Annotated in this window: 14 protein-coding genes and 1 other RNA gene; 7 read left to right on the top strand and 8 right to left on the bottom strand. The window is 52.4% G+C overall.

Annotated features, from left to right (window positions below; all coding sequences use genetic code 11):
• The first annotated feature begins 23 nt into the window (after positions 1-23).
• Complete coding sequence (locus H1D31_RS14965; protein WP_261259611.1) at positions 24-341, top strand: c-type cytochrome; 318 nt, start codon at positions 24-26, stop codon at positions 339-341.
• Here the strand turns inward: H1D31_RS14965 and recQ are convergent.
• Positions 299-2,116, bottom strand: a complete 1,818-nt coding sequence (gene recQ, locus H1D31_RS14960; protein ID WP_261259610.1) for a DNA helicase RecQ — start codon at positions 2,114-2,116, stop codon at positions 299-301. The genes H1D31_RS14965 and recQ overlap by 43 nt on opposite strands.
• Positions 2,117-2,242: 126 nt before the next feature.
• Here recQ and H1D31_RS14955 point away from each other — a divergent pair, with 126 nt between their 5' ends.
• Complete coding sequence (locus tag H1D31_RS14955) at positions 2,243-2,695, top strand: thioesterase family protein (RefSeq protein WP_261259609.1); 453 nt, start codon at positions 2,243-2,245, stop codon at positions 2,693-2,695.
• Between the two features lie 43 nt (positions 2,696-2,738).
• The gene (locus tag H1D31_RS14950; protein ID WP_008606698.1) at positions 2,739-3,416 is read left to right on the top strand and encodes a DUF599 domain-containing protein; all 678 of its coding nucleotides are present in this window, start codon (positions 2,739-2,741) and stop codon (positions 3,414-3,416) included.
• Positions 3,417-3,526: 110 nt separating this feature from the next.
• Here the strand turns inward: H1D31_RS14950 and dolP are convergent, their stop codons facing one another.
• From dolP to H1D31_RS14930, 4 genes are read right to left on the bottom strand one after another with little or no spacing between them, the layout of a single operon-like run.
• Entirely contained in the window at positions 3,527-4,090 is a 564-nt protein-coding gene (gene dolP, locus H1D31_RS14945) for a division/outer membrane stress-associated lipid-binding lipoprotein (protein ID WP_008606699.1), read from the bottom strand.
• Entirely contained in the window at positions 4,090-4,677 is a 588-nt protein-coding gene (locus tag H1D31_RS14940; protein WP_008606700.1) for an SIS domain-containing protein, read from the bottom strand. The genes dolP and H1D31_RS14940 overlap by 1 nt, the downstream gene beginning before the upstream one ends.
• An 11-nt stretch (positions 4,678-4,688) precedes the next feature.
• Positions 4,689-5,036, bottom strand: coding sequence for a YraN family protein (locus H1D31_RS14935; protein WP_261259608.1), 348 nt, complete (start codon positions 5,034-5,036; stop codon positions 4,689-4,691).
• Between the two features lie 5 nt (positions 5,037-5,041).
• Entirely contained in the window at positions 5,042-6,916 is a 1,875-nt protein-coding gene (locus tag H1D31_RS14930) for a penicillin-binding protein activator (protein WP_261259607.1), read from the bottom strand.
• 75 nt (positions 6,917-6,991) lie between these two features.
• On the opposite strand from H1D31_RS14930, the gene rsmI reads away from it, so the two are divergent.
• Positions 6,992-7,840: a 16S rRNA (cytidine(1402)-2'-O)-methyltransferase gene (rsmI, locus tag H1D31_RS14925; protein ID WP_261259606.1), complete on the top strand. Its 849-nt coding sequence runs from the start codon at positions 6,992-6,994 to the stop codon at positions 7,838-7,840.
• Positions 7,841-7,879: 39 nt separating this feature from the next.
• Positions 7,880-8,254, top strand: an RNA gene (gene rnpB, locus H1D31_RS14920) — RNase P RNA component class A.
• A gap of 39 nt (positions 8,255-8,293) precedes the next feature.
• On the opposite strand, the gene H1D31_RS14915 is transcribed toward rnpB, so the two are convergent.
• Together H1D31_RS14915 and H1D31_RS14910 are read right to left on the bottom strand one after the other, a co-directional pair.
• On the bottom strand, positions 8,294-9,553 hold the full coding sequence (locus tag H1D31_RS14915) for an HD-GYP domain-containing protein (protein ID WP_261259605.1): 1,260 nt from the start codon (positions 9,551-9,553) through the stop codon (positions 8,294-8,296).
• 167 nt (positions 9,554-9,720) lie between these two features.
• On the bottom strand, positions 9,721-12,564 hold the full coding sequence (locus H1D31_RS14910; RefSeq protein ID WP_261259603.1) for a TonB-dependent receptor: 2,844 nt from the start codon (positions 12,562-12,564) through the stop codon (positions 9,721-9,723).
• 228 nt (positions 12,565-12,792) lie between these two features.
• Between H1D31_RS14910 and H1D31_RS14905 the strand changes: the two genes are divergently transcribed.
• On the top strand, positions 12,793-14,148 hold the full coding sequence (locus H1D31_RS14905; protein ID WP_261259602.1) for an SH3 domain-containing protein: 1,356 nt from the start codon (positions 12,793-12,795) through the stop codon (positions 14,146-14,148).
• A gap of 11 nt (positions 14,149-14,159) precedes the next feature.
• A complete protein-coding gene (locus tag H1D31_RS14900) occupies positions 14,160-15,254 on the top strand; it encodes a dipeptide epimerase (RefSeq protein WP_261259600.1) in 1,095 nt (364 codons plus the stop codon).
• Here the strand turns inward: H1D31_RS14900 and H1D31_RS14895 are convergent.
• A complete protein-coding gene (locus H1D31_RS14895) occupies positions 15,251-16,096 on the bottom strand; it encodes a MurR/RpiR family transcriptional regulator (protein WP_008606713.1) in 846 nt (281 codons plus the stop codon). The two genes, H1D31_RS14900 and H1D31_RS14895, sit on opposite strands and share 4 nt — an antisense overlap.
• Between the last annotated feature and the right edge of the window lie 207 nt (positions 16,097-16,303).

Below are 16,303 nucleotides of genomic sequence, written 5' to 3'. Positions count from 1 at the left end.
CGATAATAAACAGAGGGATCCTAATGTACAAGCATGTTCTATTACTGTTGCTGGCCTTAATCTGGCCCGCGTTGGCGGCGGATATTGAACAGGGCCGGCAAAAGGCCGCGGTCTGTGTCGCCTGTCATGGCGCTGATGGTATAGCGGTGATTGCCGAGTACCCGAATCTGGCCGGGCAGAAAGCGAAATATCTGCAGCTGGCGATTAAAGCCTACCGCGACGGCGAGCGCCGCCATGCGGTGATGTCACCGATGGCAAGCGGACTGTCAGAGCAGGATATCGCCGATCTGGCCGCCTTCTATGCCAGCTTACCACCTGCAGGCAATTCGGCGGCTAAGTAGTCGTTAATTTCGGTCAGAAAGTCGGCGCCGTAGCGGCCAAGCTTGGTATAGCCAACGCCGCTTACCGCCAGCATACCGGCATTATCAGTCGGCAATTTCTGGCACATATCAATCAGGGTGGCGTCGCTGAATACCACAAAGGGCGGCACATCATCGCGCTCAGCGATCCTTTTGCGCAGCGCCCTGAGCCGGGCAAACAGCTGACGGTCATAATTTTGATTGGCCAGTTTCGCCGGGGCCTTCGCCACGCTTTGTAGCCTGGGTACTGCCAGAGATAACTGTTGCTCACCGCGCAGCACCGGCCTCGCTGCCGGTAATAGCCGCAGTACCGAATGATGGCTGATATCCTGTTGTAATAAGCCAAAATGGATCAGCTGACGGAAGATACTCAGCCAATAATCGTGACTCAGTGCTTTGCCGAGGCCCCAGGTCGAGACCTTGTCGTGACCAAAATCGAGAATTTTCTGCGTCTGGCCACCGCGCAGTACCTCAATCACATGATGTAAACCGAAATTCTGATCAACCCGGTACACGCAGGACAGCGCTTGTTGGGCCAGCTCGGTGCCATCAAATTGTTGTGGTGGGTTAAGGCAGATATCGCAGTTGCCGCAGGCCTGTTGCCGCGCTTCACCAAAGTAATTCAGCAGTACCAGCCGGCGACAGGTTTGCGCTTCTGCAAAGGCGGCCATCGATAAAAAGCGCTGCCATACCACTTCGGCCCGGCCCGGGTTTTCTTCAGCTTCCAGCCAGCGCTTCATCCGGCCGATATCTGCCGGATCAAACAGCAGCACGGCCTCTGCCGCCACACCATCCCGACCGGCGCGGCCCGTTTCCTGATAATAGGCTTCAATGGTGCGTGGCAATTCAAAATGCACCACAAAACGGATATTCGGCTTATCGACCCCCATGCCAAAGGCCACGGTGGCGACAATCAGGTTGATATCGTCACGCTTGAAGGCATCCTGCACCCGTTGCCGTTCGGTTGAGTCATGGCCGGCGTGGTAGGCCGCGACTTTATAACCCCGTTCCTGCAGTTGCGCGGTCAGTTCATCGACTTTACGCCGGGAGCTACAGTAAATAATACCGCTCTGATTTTCCTGTTGCTTCAGGTAAGCCAATAGTTGTTCCAGCGGGCGGAATTTTTCCTGTACCGTATAGCGGATATTCGGCCGGTCAAAGCTACCACGATGAATATAAGGGTTGCTTAACCCCAGTTGCTGCAGAATATCCTGCTGAGTCGCCGGATCGGCGGTAGCGGTCAGAGCAATAAAGGGCACACCGGGAAAGCGTTGTTTCAGCTGCGACAAGGCCATATAGTCGGGCCGGAAATCATGGCCCCACTGCGAGATACAGTGGGCCTCGTCAATGGCAAACAGGCTGACGCCAACCTCCTGCAAGCGCTCCAGAAAGCTCGGTTGCAGCAAACGCTCGGGTGCGACATACAGCAGTTTCAGTTCGCCATAACGCAGCTGATTCAGCACGTCCAATACCGCTTCCCGGCTCAGACTGCTGTTGACATAGGCTGCGGCAATACCGTTGGCGCGCAGGCTATCGACCTGATCTTTCATCAGCGACATCAGCGGCGATACGACCAGGGTTACGCCGGGCAATTGCAGAGCAGGCAACTGATAACAGAGTGACTTACCGCCGCCGGTGGGCAATAACACAAAGCAATCCCGGCCCTGCAGCACAGCCGAGATAATCTCCTGCTGACCGCTACGCCAGCTGCTGTAACCGAAGCTTTGCTTTAATACTGCCAGCAGTTGTTCTGACACCCGAAATCCACCTCAGAAAAAACGCCTATTGTATGCAGAAAAGCCTGAGTTTTACAGCGGCATTGGCTTTGCAGCGGCCACCTTTGCCGCTACACTGGCAGAAAAGGTCTTACCACTGAGCTGAAAATGACGCCGGAACAACTACTTAACTATATCGCTGTCGCCTTTAACGAAATGCCGTTTAACAAACTACTGGGCCTAACGGTTACCCGCTTTGATGAGGAGGGGGCTGAAGTGCGTTTCCGTTGGTCAGCGCAGCTGGTCGGTAACCCGTTACAGCAAATTCTGCATGGCGGCGTGATTGCCTCGGTACTGGATGTGGCCGGCGGCTTAATGGCCGTTGCCAGTGCCCTGGGACGGGTTAGCAGCGTGGCGCCGGCTGAGCTGGCAGAGCGCTTTGGTAAGATGAGTACCATTGATATTCGTACCGACTATCTGCGGCCCGGTCGTGGTGACGAGTTTATTGCCACGGCGCGGGTGATCCGGGCCGGTAACAAGGTCGCAGTATGCCGCATGGAGCTGCATAACGAGCAAGGCTTGCATATTGCGCTCGGTACCGGCACCTATCTGGTCGGCTAAAGTGCTACAATAGCGCTCAGGTGTTAGTGATAGAGAGGCAAAGATGCTGAGTTGGCTAGATATAATAGCGGTGCTCTGGTTCAGTGTAGTTTGGTCTGGTTATACGCTGTATGCCAAGAAAAGAGCGAAAACGGCGACCTGTTTATCATTTGAAATGCGCCGCAAACGCAATGACTGGATGCAGCAGATGCTGCGCCGGGATAATAAGATGGCCGATGTCGGCTTGATCTCTACTCTGGAGCGCAATGTGTCCTTTTTTGCCTCCAGCTGTTTGCTGATCCTGGCGGGTTTACTGACAGTGCTGACTTCCAGTGAGCGACTCAGTACCATGCTCAGCGGCCTGATCCCGTGGAGTGTGCAGTCGGAAATGCAAATCCAGCTGAAAATCCTGTTATTGGCCTTTATTTATGTGTTTGCTTTTTTCCAGTTTACCTGGTCGTTACGGCAGTATGGTTTTGGCGGCGTGCTGATTGGTGCCGCGCCGGATGGTAAAGCCCTGACGCCGGAAGAGCAACAGCTCTATGCCAACCGCACTGCTAAGGTGATTGATCAGGCCGGACACTCTTTTAACTATGGTTTAAGAGCGATTTATTTTTCGCTCGCGGCCCTGACCTGGTTTATTGATGCCGCTTTGTTTATGGTGGTTACGGTGCTGGTGCTGCTGATCCTGAAACACCGCGAGTTTCATTCCAAGATCCTAAAAGCCTTGCAGGAGTGTTAATCCTGGCAGGTTGGATTTTGTTCGTCTGATGGTGTTTCGAGCGTGAAACGAGCAGGGCGTTAGCACAGTACCCGGCTGCGTGATAGAGCCGCCGGGTGTGTTAAGTTATGTTACGGGTTTTCAAAGGCTTTAATTACCCGCACTACACCTTCGACATTACGGGCAATATCCACAGCGCGATCGGCCTCAGCGCCACCAACTAACCCCATCAGAAACACTTCCTGGTTTTCGGTGACCACGCGAATATTCAGGCCGCTGACCCGCTCATCTGCCAGCAACTGTGTTTTTACCTTAGTCGCAATCCAGCTATCGCGGGTGCGGGTGGTCATGGAGGTATTGTTGCCCAGCCGGATTTGGTTATGCACCACCTTTACGCTCGGAATATCCTGCACCAGACGCTGCGCCTGCTCTTTAATTTGTTCGCTGCGGGTCTGCCCGGTAAGCAATACCACGCCGTTATAGCTGGTGATATTAATATTGCTGCCTTTGGCGGTCAGCTGATCGTCACTCAGCGCCCGGCGCGCCTTAATCACTATGCTATTATCGTCAATCTGTGAACCCAGGGTGCGTCTGTCATGGGCTGAGGTCACCGCAGTAGCGCCTCCGGCAACAACGGCAGCAGCACAGCCTTGTAGTACTAACAATGCAGCCAGTAACGGTAATAATTTAGCCATCAGAACTCTCCTTGCTGTGGAAACAGCGTCATATCAATTAATTCGCAGACACAATGTAACAGGAAGGTGTAACACTCCACTACCCGCGCCGGGCGATGCGCCGGCACCTTTAATTCCACATCCTGCTGATTAAGCAAACCGGATAACTCGCTGCTGTTATCCACGGTCAGCGCGATCACTTTCATATCTTTGGTTAAGGCTGCTTCGGTAGCCCGGATCAGGCTTTGCTCAGCGCCGTTGAGTGAAATCACCACCAACACATCCGCCGCTTGCCCCAGGGCGCGCACCTGACGCGCCAGATAATCATGGTTTTGCTGGTTACCCGGTTGCAAGCTGGATGCATCCGCCTGCAAGGCAAAGGCCGGCAGGCAAGGGCGTTCGGTTTCAAACTGATCTAACAATAATTGGGCGAAATGGCTGGCCAGGCTGCGGGAGGCACCCTCGCCACAGCAAATTACCTTGCCGCCATTAATCAGAGCGTCCACCAACAGTAAAGCACTGCTTTCAATCGGGCCGGCCAGCGCCTCGCTGGTGGCAATCATGGTTTGGATATTTTCACTAAACAGATGTCTGATATGTTCCTGCATCCTGATTCCTGTTAACTAAAGGCATTTTGCAGCCACTGGTATTGGTATGGCGCCGGGCCTTGCACGGCTAAGACATCGATCCGGCAAGGTTGTTCACTTAAACGGTGTAATTGACAATACCACTGTACCGCACGGCGGACCTTTTGTTGTTTGCTATAGGTTACGGCTGCCAGGGCGCCACCAAAGGCTTGGCTGGCCCGGTATTTTACTTCAACAAAGACCCAGCAGGAGCCTTGCCGCATCACCAGGTCAATTTCGCCGGCTTTGCACTGAAAGTTCTGTGCCACCAGTTGTAACCCCTGCTGTTGCAGGTAACTGGCGGCCAGTTGCTCGTAGTAGGCTCCCTGCTGCTGATTCAAGGTGTTTAAGGCTCCTGCACCGCAACCAGACGGTTGCTTTGGTAGCTGGCCCAGCTGAGTTGCCGGCTGATGCTGCCGTCACTCAGCACGCTGAGGCGGCCGGTAAAGCCGGGGAAGCTTAAAGACGGTAATTGCTGTTGCTGTTTCAGGCTGCCCACCAGCTGGTAGGCGTCAAAGCCCATCGCAAATAAGCGTTGCAGGCTTTCATCCTGCTCCGGAAATAGCTGCAGGTACTGCTCGCGTACCGCCAGAATATGTTGCTCACCCAGTAACCAGGGCGTTTCAGTAAAGGTCAGGCCATTTAAATCACGCAGATCATTGGCATCACCGCCAACGGTATAGCTGCGGGAGCTGGCGTAAATCGGTAAGCGTGGGCCATGCTGGCTGACGGAGACGTCCAGAAAGGGTTTAAACATCCGGGTTTGTACCGGATCGGCAATCAGATAAATGGCGTCAATATCGCGCCGGCTGTGCGGTTCGCTTTCGACCTTGCCGCTGATCAGGCCTGAGATCTGACGAATACGCTCGCGGCTGGCGTCGGTTTCTAACAGCCGGGTGACCAGCGCTTCCAGCTCGTCACGGGCAGTAAATTCGTAATTTTCCGGTGCCGCAAAGCCAAGTTGTTGCCACTGCCGGCTAAACTGCTGCAGCATACGCTGGCTAATGGCGTTGCGGGCACTGATCACAACTGGCCGTTGATAATTTTTACGGGCGAATAGCTGTGCCATCTGTGAGGCTTCATCTTCCATATTCAGCGCAAAGTAAAAACGATCAGCCTGAGGCTGCCGGCTGCTGTCGCGGCTGTTCAAAAACAGCGTCGGGTAACGCCAGTCCTGTAGTTGGCTGATGGCATCAACCTGATCCCGCAATAGTGGCCCTATGACAAAATCGACACCCGCAGTGGCAAGTTGTTGCTGCAGCGCTGCCATCGGTTGCTGGCTATCAAAAAACAGTAATTGGCGCTCAGAGGTCTGGTTCTGAGCCGCAGCGGCTAACAAGCCATATTGAATGGCCCGGGCCGGCTGACTGAACTGGCCGCTAAAAGGCAGTAATACCGCAATCTTGCGCGGTTGATAGGGCTCTAACGCCAGTTGCTGTTGTAAATTCGCCGGTAGCTCGCGCAGTGACGGCAGCTGCGGATAGCGCTGCTGCCAATCGGCCAGTGCAAATTGCAGTTGCTGCGGCGCTCCCAGGTAGTTGCGTACCAGCTCCAGCAAATTCAGCCAGCCGAGACTGCGTTGACTGGCGCCTACTTTCAGGTTGTTCAGCTCGGTATTATCCAGATTACTGAGCTGCTGCCAGAGTTGCGCCTGTAACTCCGGATAACCGGGTTCAGCCTGGCGGCTGTCGGCTAGCAGTTGATCCAATTGCAGTAAGGCACGGGCAGCAGCATAGCTACGGCCCAATTGCTGATACAGGCTGGCGCTGGCCCACAAAAATGCCGGCCGATCTGCCAGCGGCAGCTGAGCCGGATTGGTATTCTGGACTAAACGTTCAGCCAGACTCAGTTCGCTATGTGCCAGATAGGCTTGCAATAATGGTAATTGATTCGCCGAGCGGATAGCGGTTGTTTCGCTCAGCTGCAGGCTATCGCTGATGGCCAGTGCCAGTTCGGCATTTTGCTCTGCCAGGGCCTGGCGTGAGGCACGTAGCAGTAGGCGTTGCTGCCGTTCGCCGCTTTCGCTGGCTGCTTGCTGCAATAGCGACTCGGCGCTATCTGCACTCGGCGTTACCGAGGGGGCAGGCTTAGTCGGTGCGACAACTTGCGGACGCTCGACAGCGCTGACTTCCAGTTCAGATGGGGCCGGTGTTTGCGCGCAGCTGCTTAAAAGTGTGGCGCAGGACAACAGGAATACAGGCTTCAGTTTGCTGGTTTTCACAATGCACAGTACCATAAGGTGTTAATAGTGGTATCTTACTGACACTACCCGTTAAGCTCAATGAAATAGCGACTTATGACTAAACAAATCGGCTCACTTTATGTTGTAGCCACGCCAATCGGCAATCTGGACGATATCAGCCAACGCGCAATCCGCACCTTACAGCAGGTTAGCTGTATCGCCGCTGAAGATACCCGCCACAGTGGTAAGCTGTTACAGCATCTGGGAATTAGCAACCGTTTATTCGCCTTGCATGACCATAACGAGAAACAGCGCGCCGCCAGCATTATTGAAAAATGCCTGGCGGGTGAAGAGGTGGCACTGATTTCCGATGCAGGTACACCGCTGATCAGCGACCCGGGCTACAGTCTGGTACGGCAGTGTCGGGATGCCGGTGTGCCGGTAGTACCTATCCCCGGGCCTTGTGCACTTATCACCGCACTCTGCGCTGCCGGCCTGCCTACCGATAAGTTTCAGTTTATCGGCTTTTTAGCAGCAAAATCGACACAACGGCAAAACCAGTTAGCCGAGGTACCCGCCGCCGGTGGCACCATTATTTGTTATGACACAGCGCGACGTATTCTGGATACGCTGCAAGATGTGGTCGCGGTGTTCGGGGCCGAGCGTCAACTGGTGCTGGCAAAAGAACTAACAAAAACCTTTGAGCATTTTGCTTGTGGCACTGCAGCAGAGATCAGTAGCTGGCTGACGGAGGATCCGCAGCGCTGCCAGGGCGAAATGGTGCTGATGATTGCACCGGCACCAGCGAAAGCCGATGAGGCGGTCAGTGAGGAAGTGCAACGTACGCTAAAAATCCTGCTCGCTGAGTTGCCGCTGAAGCAGGCAGCCGCGCTGGCGGCACAAATTCATAACGAAAAGAAAAATGCGCTCTATCAGTTGGCGCTGAGTTGGCAAACAGATTAGCGTTAGCCCTTAACGCGATTCTCGCGTATAATCCACCACGGAGTCGGCCAGGGCAATCGCTGCTTGCGCAAGCAAGGGGAGGAAAGTCCGGGCTCCACAGGGCAGGGTGCCAGGTAACGCCTGGGAGGCGCGAGCCTACGACCAGTGCAACAGAGAGCAAACCGCCGATGGCCCAGCTGTTTACAGTTGGGATCAGGTAAGGGTGAAAGGGTGCGGTAAGAGCGCACCGCGCGACTGGTAACAGTTCGTGGCACGGTAAACTCCACCCGGAGCAAGATCAAATAGGCCCCCTATGGCGCGGCCCGCGTTGGGGGCGGGTAGATTGCTGGAGGCTTAGGGTGACCTAAGTCCTAGAGGAATGATTGCCACTCTGGCAACAGAGCACAGAACCCGGCTTACCGGCTGACTCCAACTTCTTCTGGCAGTGCAGTAACTTGTAAAAGCGTTACGGCACTAGCCTTTATCGCTTTGTACGTAATAACTGATTTGCGCCCGTGGGTTAAGGTAAGCCATCACTTCAGCCGGTATTGATGTTGGTTTTAATACTTTTTGCACTGCAAGCTTACCCTCTTCCAAGGTAATAACCGGCGCTTCCAGTCTTGGGATCTGCGAGTCATAAATCAGGACATTGGGGTAGAGTATCTTGTCACTGTTAACCGAAATCACCAGACCAATACGTTCATCGCTTAACTGAATAATGGTACCTGGAGGGTAAATCCCCATCATTTTAATCAGCTGAGCCATATAAGTAGCATCTAGTTTGCCTTTCATGCTTTTAAACATAAAAGACATCGCATGATGCGGCGAGCGTGCTTTACTGGGATCCAGCGGGTGGCACAGGTTATCAAATTCATTAACCACAGCAACGATCTTGGCTAACTTATCAATCTTATCTGCTTTTAGACCTGCCGGATAACCACTGCCGTCGAGCAGTTCGTGATGCTGCGCAATAATAGCAATTGCGTCTTCGGGGAAAGACTCTGTTAACTGCAACAAATCCACACCGTATTTGGGGTGCAGCTTAAGAAAATTGGCTTCTGCGGAATTAAGTTTTTCTGCTTTGCGCAGGATCTGGGTCGGTACTTTCAGTTTGCCCAAATCATGAAACAAGCCACCTAAACCGATCAGTTTGATTTGATCTGAGGTGAAGCTCAAATCTTTTGCCAGCAGCATCGACAGCATAGCAACGTTCAGCACATGATAATAAAGGCTTTCCTGTTCTTTTCCTGCCTGTGAAATCATATGCAACACCAAAGCGTCGGCATTGACGATAATATCAGCGATTTGCGAGATCATTTCTTTGGCTTCATCAACCGCCTGTAATGGCCTGCTGTTGATTTTTGACATGATGTTACGAACCTGCACCATCGATTGCTCAAAGGCTTTTTCAGTGCGCTGTATCTGTCGCCGTTGCTCTTTCGCTTTTTCTACCCGTTCGGCTTTATCCCGTTCCAAATCCAACCGGTAGTTCTCTGCGCGTTGCTCCAACACACTGTCTTCCGGTTCAGTCGCTTTTTTGCTCGCCGCTACGATAGTGCTTTTTTCAGGAAAGAAATAGACAAACTCAGTGTCCAGCTTACGGATAATCGCCACTTGTTCAATAGTTTCAACTTTGAACTTATTGGAGATAAAAGGGTGTTTAAACCAACTCAGTGGAATTTGAATAAAGTAACCTATCTGAACCTGATTCGGACTAATCTTAGCTGCGGCCACTCAACACCTGTATGCTTCTGAGAGGGTATATTCAAAAACTATAAAATAAGTTACGCCAGGCAACAAATGCTACCCCTAAAAATTCGCTACTAAAAACTGATTGTTCACTGCGTTTTAAGGATCAGATAAAAAAGGGCTGCCGCAGCAGCCCTTTCGTTGAGGTTGCGTTACATAAATTTATATTCCAGCAACAGGGTATAGGCCCGACCGCGTGGATCAGCAATCCGCGGTTCCCAGGCGGCACCGGCAGCAAAGTCGTTCTGATGCGCGGTGAACGGTGGGTCCTGATCAAACAGGTTTTTGATACCGAAGGTAAAGCTCAGGTTATCAAAACCACTGTAGGTCATGCTGTAGTTATAGGTGGTATAACTACTGACATTTGGATTCCAGCCACTTGGAATATAGCTACCATTACGCACACTAACCGGTAACTCATCCTTGTAGCCATCGCGGTAGATCTGGGTCAGGTTATGGGTCCAGTCACCTTTCACATAGCTCAGATTCAGCGTATGTTTCCACTTAATCGGTAAGTTAAAGTAACGTACATACTCGCCAACCAGGTTATCGCTATAGGGCAGAATTTCCAGCCCTTTAGTTTTAAAGGTATCAATATAACTTCCGTTCAGGTTCAGGCGCCATTTGCCATTAGCGAAATCACCGGTCAGGTTAGCATCAATTTCAATACCACGGGTCAGGGTGCCGCCTGAGTTAATAAAACGGCGGTCGATGGCGACGATCTGGCCATTACTATCCCGGATCCAGTTTGACTGGAATACCTCGTAGTTGTTGATCAGCACATCCCGTGGTGCAGAGCGAATGGTATCGGTACGTTCAATTTCCCACCAGTCCACGCTAAAGTTAAAGTTATCAAAGGGCGCAACCACCACACCGAAACTCTTCTGCTCCGATTCTTCCGGTTTCAGGTCCGGTTTACCGCCAAAAATCTCTACCGGCCGGATCGAGGCACAACCCGGAATCGTCTCACTGGCGACGGCGCCCGGACAGGTTGCCGGATCAGCCAAATCTAAACCGGTATACTGCGATTCGGTATTACCGTTAAATAACTGGTTAAAGGAAGGCACTTTAAAGCCGGTACTAAAAGCACCGCGGATCATCACTTCTTCTATCGGGCGATAGTTAAAGCTGACTTTCGGGTTAGTGGTGCTACCAAAGCCATCATACTTGTCGTAACGACCGGCCAGGCTGATATCCAAACTGTCCAGCAGAGGTACATAGAACTCGACAAACACGGCCTTGATATCCCGGCTGACTTTATCCAGCACGTTGGCGTTATCAAAGGGCGCGTTAAAGATCGGCCGCATTTGTGAGCGTTGGTCACCGTTAAACTTAAACTCCTCGCGGCGTAAGTCGGCACCGATCGCAGCCTGAATTTCACCACCCGGTAGTTCGAAACCTAAACCGCCGGTAAAGGTCGCATCCAGCTGTGTCATCAGCGACTCACCGTCATATAAGCGTACACCGTCAGCAGACGCGGCTTGTAAGGCTGCCATACCGGCATCAGACTGGCGTTGTCCCGGCAACAGGAAAGGGTTGATTAAACCGCTGCCCAGTACCTGTTGTAAAGCGTCAGTATAGTGATAGCCGCTGGCCAGCACCGAGTTTGAGGTACTGGAGGCGCGGGATAAGCCGACGGCATAATCCCAGTCAAAGGCACTGATAATACCTTCGAATGCTGCATTAACACGGTAGGATGTGGTTTCGGTATCAATCTGCCGTGGTCCACACGCCATACAGCGCCAGCGGTAGGCGATAGGTTCGCCATAGTTTAGCTGGCTGGTGCCAAAGTAGTTTGCCAGCGCCGTGTAGATTAAATCATAAGATTCACCGGTCGACGGATACCAGGTACTGCGGTTAAACACGGCACCCGGAGAGATTTGATTGGGTTCAAACGCCTTACTGACGTCGACTTTAGAGCCAACAAACTCAAAGTAGGCCATATGATCATCGCTGAGCTTAAAGGAAGCCCGGCTGATAAAATCCAGACTATCCATCGGCTGTTGGATCCGCGCTGCAGCCGGATAGTCCCAGGCACAGGCATAGCGTGACGAAATTGAACTCCAGAGCCGCTCATCATAAGGGCCCATCATATCGCCGCCGCGTTCACAACCCAAACCGCCTGGTAAATCCAGAATGTTAATGGCAATCATATTCAGGCCATCACGTGGATCGCGTAAGCCAGTGCCAATCAGGTTGCGTTCAGCCGCTGGCCGGTTAAACACCGTCGCAAAAGGGGTACCCCGGGTGTCGGGTGATAAACCACGTTCTGGCTGGAAGGTATTGGAGAAAGCCCGATCGGTACCTTCCAGAGTTTCATTTTTTTTGTAACTCAGAGTACCAAACACGTTCCAGCCATCTTTATTGATATCACCGGCACCGAGCAACAGGTTAGTACGGTAGATATTACCGCCACCGGCCTCGGTGGTATCGGCAAAGGCAGAAACTTCAGCACCGGTATAATCTTTCTTGGTGATAAAGTTAATAACACCACCGATGGCGTCGGTACCGTACATCGCAGAAGCACCATCACGCAGTACTTCAACCCGCTCCAGAGCGGCAAAGGGGATAGAGTTCAAATCTACTGCCCGGCCTTTTAAACCGTGCGTTGCTACCCGGCGGCCGTTTAACAGTACCAGGGTGGCATCGGCACCCTGACCGCGCAGGTTGGCACCGGATACACCGTTATTACCGCGTTGTTCATCCGAGACGATACCGCCATTACTGGCCAGGTTGTCTGACGAGTTACCGGCGATATTCAGTTGCATTAATAATTGTTCTGCCGAGGTAATACCCTGAGCATCGATTTCCGCTTTGCTAAAGACGGTCAGCGGCAGCGAACCTTCAATATTGGTTCTCTTAATGCTGGAACCGGTAACCCGGATCCGTTCTACTTTCGCATCCTCGGCGTCCGGAACTGCTGTGTCCTGCGCCATGACGACTGATGAGCCCAAGCCGGCAAGGGCAATGGACTGAATGAGCCTGTTCAACTTCATTGCAATCTCTCCTGGATATTACACCCTTTATAATTATTTCATCGTTACGCTGCTTAGCCGTGCGGCGCTGTGCAGGGATGTAGATTTTCTGCACAAAATTAACATAGCAATCTTTTGTTGGTTTTGAAAATAATTTATGCTAAAAAATAACAAATTCAGGAATATTTCATTCCGACGGAGTCTGGGTTGAACAGAATACTGGCTGTAAGCACCTGTTTTTGGCTGATAATGCTGCCATTATTGTTGCCGGGTAGTGGCCGTGCCCAAACCCCGGACTGGCAGTCTGACATTCCGCTACTACAGCAACAGCATCTGAGCGCAGACTACTGGCTGGCGAAACTGCCAGCAGCTCAGCAACTACTGCTCGACGCGCAACAAATCCGGGCTTTTAATCAGCGCACCTTTGCCGTGCAGCCAGAAATGCAACCCATCGCCGAAATACCGCTTAGCCATTCCCGCCAGCAGTTACTCGAGCGATTGGATAAGGTTAGCAGTATTCCGGGTAGTGCGCGTTTTTTTGCCAATGGCCGGGCGCTGGTTGAAGCAGATTGGCTGCCACTGCAAGCTGCGCTTAACCGCGATGGCATCGAAGACATCAATCCAACCCGCTTTGCATTGGTGACCCGCCGCAGCCTGCTGTTAGCTTTTCCAACCACCCTGCGGATCTTTAATGACGCCATGGCGCTGGATTTAAACCGCCTGCAGGAAACAGCGGTCTTTGTCGGTGAGCCGCTGGCTGTGTTACATCAAACCGCGGACCAGCAATGGGCACTGGTACAGAACTATCATTATACCGGCTGGGTAGAAAGCTCAGCGCTGGCGATTGGCGAGCGACAGCAGATATTAGCCTATGCCGCAGCTGAACCCTTTCTGGTGATCACCGGCGCCAGAGCACATACTAACTTTACACCTGAACTGGCTGCTATCTCTGAACTGCAGTTGGATATGGGGGTGCGGCTACCTTTATTATCGGCCGCCAGTCAGGGACACAGTATTTATGGTCAGAATCCGCATGCCAGCTATATTGTGCAGCTACCCATGCGGGGCGCAGATGGCGCCTTAGAGTTGGTGCCGGCTTTGATTGCGCGCAACCAGGACGTGTCGGTGGGCTATCTGCCTTATACCACAGAGCAACTGCTGCGCCAGGCCTTTAAGTATCTCGGGCAGCGTTATGGTTGGGGTTATGACTATAACAGTGTCGATTGCACCGGCTTGCTGGTCGATATTTTCCGAACCTTTGGTCTGCTGATGCCGCGCAATTCCGGTGAACAGGGCTATGGTGATTTTGGTCAAAACCAGCGTTTTGCGGAAGATTTACCAGTTGCGGACAAATTGGCGTTACTAAAGTCAGCACAGGTCGGTGATTTGTTGTATCGCCCCGGCCATGTGATGATCTATCTGGGCGAAAGTGGCGGTGAGCCCTTTGTGCTGCATTCGGTATTTGATCTGGCCTATTACCAACAGGATGGCCATTTTTATCGCGGTACCTTGAACGGAGTGGCTGTAACGCCGCTGACTCCGCTTTATCTGACAGCTGAACAGAATTATCTGCACCGGCTGTATAATATTAAATCGCTGCGTTAACCGAGGTGCGCATGAAAATTACCGATATCCGGCTGGGCATGCTACGGGTGCCGCTTAAGACGCCGTTCAAAACGGCATTGCGGACAGTGAATCAGATTGAAGATGTGGTGGTGGTGGTAGAAACCGATACCGGCCATCTGGGCTATGGTGAGGCGCCGGCAACAGCGGTGATCACCGGTGATATTCATGGCTCCATTATCGAAGCGATCCGCACCGTGATCAAACCCAAGCTGTTGGGGCAGGATATTAGTGATTTGAATCATATTATCCGGCTGATCCAAGGCTGTATTATGAAAAACTACAGCGCCAAGGCGGCGGTTGAGATGGCGGTGTATGACTTGTTCGCGCAGTCCTATCAGGCACCACTGTATAAGGTACTCGGCGGCGGCGTGCCGCGGCTGACCACTGACATTACCATCAGTGTCGATTATATCGATAAGATGGTCGCGGATTCACTGGATGCGGTCGCCAATGGCTTTGAAACCCTGAAAGTTAAGGTGGGTAAGGATATCGGCGTCGATATAGAGCGGGTAAAAGCTATTTATAATGCAGTGGCTGGCAAAGCTTTGATCCGGCTGGATGCCAATCAGGGCTGGACTGCCAAAGAAGCCGTTTATGCGCTGCATAAGCTGGAAGATGCCGGGGTGCGGTTAGAGCTGGTGGAGCAACCGGTTAAATACTACGATCTGGAAGGACTAAAATATATTACCGAGCGGGTTCATACGCCGGTGATGGCCGATGAAAGCAGCTTTGGCCCGCGTGAGGTGATTGAGCTTATCAAGATGCGGGCCGCCGATATCATCAATATTAAGCTGATGAAAACCGGTGGTATTTCCAACGCCATTAAGATCGCCGATATTTGCTCCTTCTACGATATGCAGTGCATGATCGGCTGTATGCTGGAGAGCAGTATCAGTGTCGCAGCTGCGGTGCATGTTGCGGTGGCGAAAGCGGATGTGATTACTAAGGTCGACCTGGATGGGCCCTCGCTCTGTGCCTTTAATCCGGTGCATTGCAGTGTGAACTTTAACGGCCCGGATATCACCATAGGAGAGGCGCCGGGTCTGGGCGTCACTGCGATTGATGGCCTGGAGTGGTTAAACTAACTCTTTTCCAGCAACGCCAGCAGCTTATTATGCTCAGTAATATGCTGGCGGTAACTCGGGCTTTGGCAGAGTAACAAATAGAGTAAATGACACAGATGCTGCTGTGCTTGCTGGGTGACCAGCCGCGCCAAATGCTCGTCGGTTTCGGTATCCAATGTAAATAAGGTCACGTCAGCCACCGCACTTTGCGCACTGGTTTGAAAACGGGTCAGGGAGATGATCTGCAATTGCCGGCGTTTGGCATATTTCTCCAGCCGCAGTAAATCTGCATTCTCACCACTATCAGAAATCAGCAGTACGATACTGCCCTCGGGCAGGGTGCGGGCCAATTGTAAACTGACCGCCGGATCACTGTGAAACAGCGCCAGTTTACCCAGCTCCAATAAGCGGCTTTGCATATCAGCCGCGACTACCGCGGAATGCGCACTGCCAGCCAACAGAATTTGCCGGGCTTGTTGTAGCAACTTGGCCGCTTGCTGTAGCCGGCTTTCCGGGTTGATGGTCAGCAAGCCGCGCAGGCCTTGCCATAAACTCTGCTGCAGTTGCTCAGCTAACTGCGCCAAGCCACTGAGTTCAGCATTATTTTCCGGTGCTTCCCGTTGCAGGGTGGTGGCAGTGACCACCGCTTCCGTGATCGCCAGCTTTAGATCGGGGTAGCCTTTATAACCCAGTTTCTGGCAAAATTTCACCACGCTGGACTGGCTGATCCCAACCGCATCCGCCAGTTGCTGTGACGAATAGTCGCGTAACAGGTTGGAGTTATCCAGAATAAAGTCTGCCAACTTACGCTCGCTGGCAGAAAGTTGGTCTAACATTCCTTTTATTTTCAACAGACTAAGCATCGAATGGCGCCTCATAATGTGCTGGCCAGTCTGGACAGAGGTTTTATATTGAATAATTTATTCCGCAATAGCAAGTTTCACTATTCCGTTGCCGCAGCGATTTAATTTCCCACTAAATCATTTACTTCCTCCAAGCCGCGAAATTAGCGGGATCTTATTCGATCTGTGATGCTGTTTTTACCTTGACAGGTGCCGAAGTGGCACCCT

The organism is Alishewanella sp. BS5-314 (genome assembly GCF_025377695.1).
In the GTDB taxonomy this organism is placed as follows: domain Bacteria; phylum Pseudomonadota; class Gammaproteobacteria; order Enterobacterales; family Alteromonadaceae; genus Alishewanella; species Alishewanella aestuarii.
This window is presented reverse-complemented; position numbering and strand designations above follow the sequence as displayed.

What these genes read in the sequence shown, in the direction of transcription:
- H1D31_RS14965 (WP_261259611.1), top strand. Translation starts at nt 24, where the DNA reads ATGTACAAGCATGTTCTATTACTGTTGCTGGCCTTAATCTGGCCCGCG.
- H1D31_RS14955 (WP_261259609.1), top strand. Translation starts at nt 2,243, where the DNA reads ATGACGCCGGAACAACTACTTAACTATATCGCTGTCGCCTTTAACGAA.
- H1D31_RS14950 (WP_008606698.1), top strand. Translation starts at nt 2,739, where the DNA reads ATGCTGAGTTGGCTAGATATAATAGCGGTGCTCTGGTTCAGTGTAGTT.
- dolP (WP_008606699.1), bottom strand. Translation starts at nt 4,090, where the DNA reads ATGGCTAAATTATTACCGTTACTGGCTGCATTGTTAGTACTACAAGGC.
- H1D31_RS14940 (WP_008606700.1), bottom strand. Translation starts at nt 4,677, where the DNA reads ATGCAGGAACATATCAGACATCTGTTTAGTGAAAATATCCAAACCATG.
- rsmI (WP_261259606.1), top strand. Translation starts at nt 6,992, where the DNA reads ATGACTAAACAAATCGGCTCACTTTATGTTGTAGCCACGCCAATCGGC.
- H1D31_RS14910 (WP_261259603.1), bottom strand. Translation starts at nt 12,564, where the DNA reads ATGAAGTTGAACAGGCTCATTCAGTCCATTGCCCTTGCCGGCTTGGGC.
- H1D31_RS14905 (WP_261259602.1), top strand. Translation starts at nt 12,793, where the DNA reads ATGCTGCCATTATTGTTGCCGGGTAGTGGCCGTGCCCAAACCCCGGAC.
- H1D31_RS14900 (WP_261259600.1), top strand. Translation starts at nt 14,160, where the DNA reads ATGAAAATTACCGATATCCGGCTGGGCATGCTACGGGTGCCGCTTAAG.
- H1D31_RS14895 (WP_008606713.1), bottom strand. Translation starts at nt 16,096, where the DNA reads ATGCTTAGTCTGTTGAAAATAAAAGGAATGTTAGACCAACTTTCTGCC.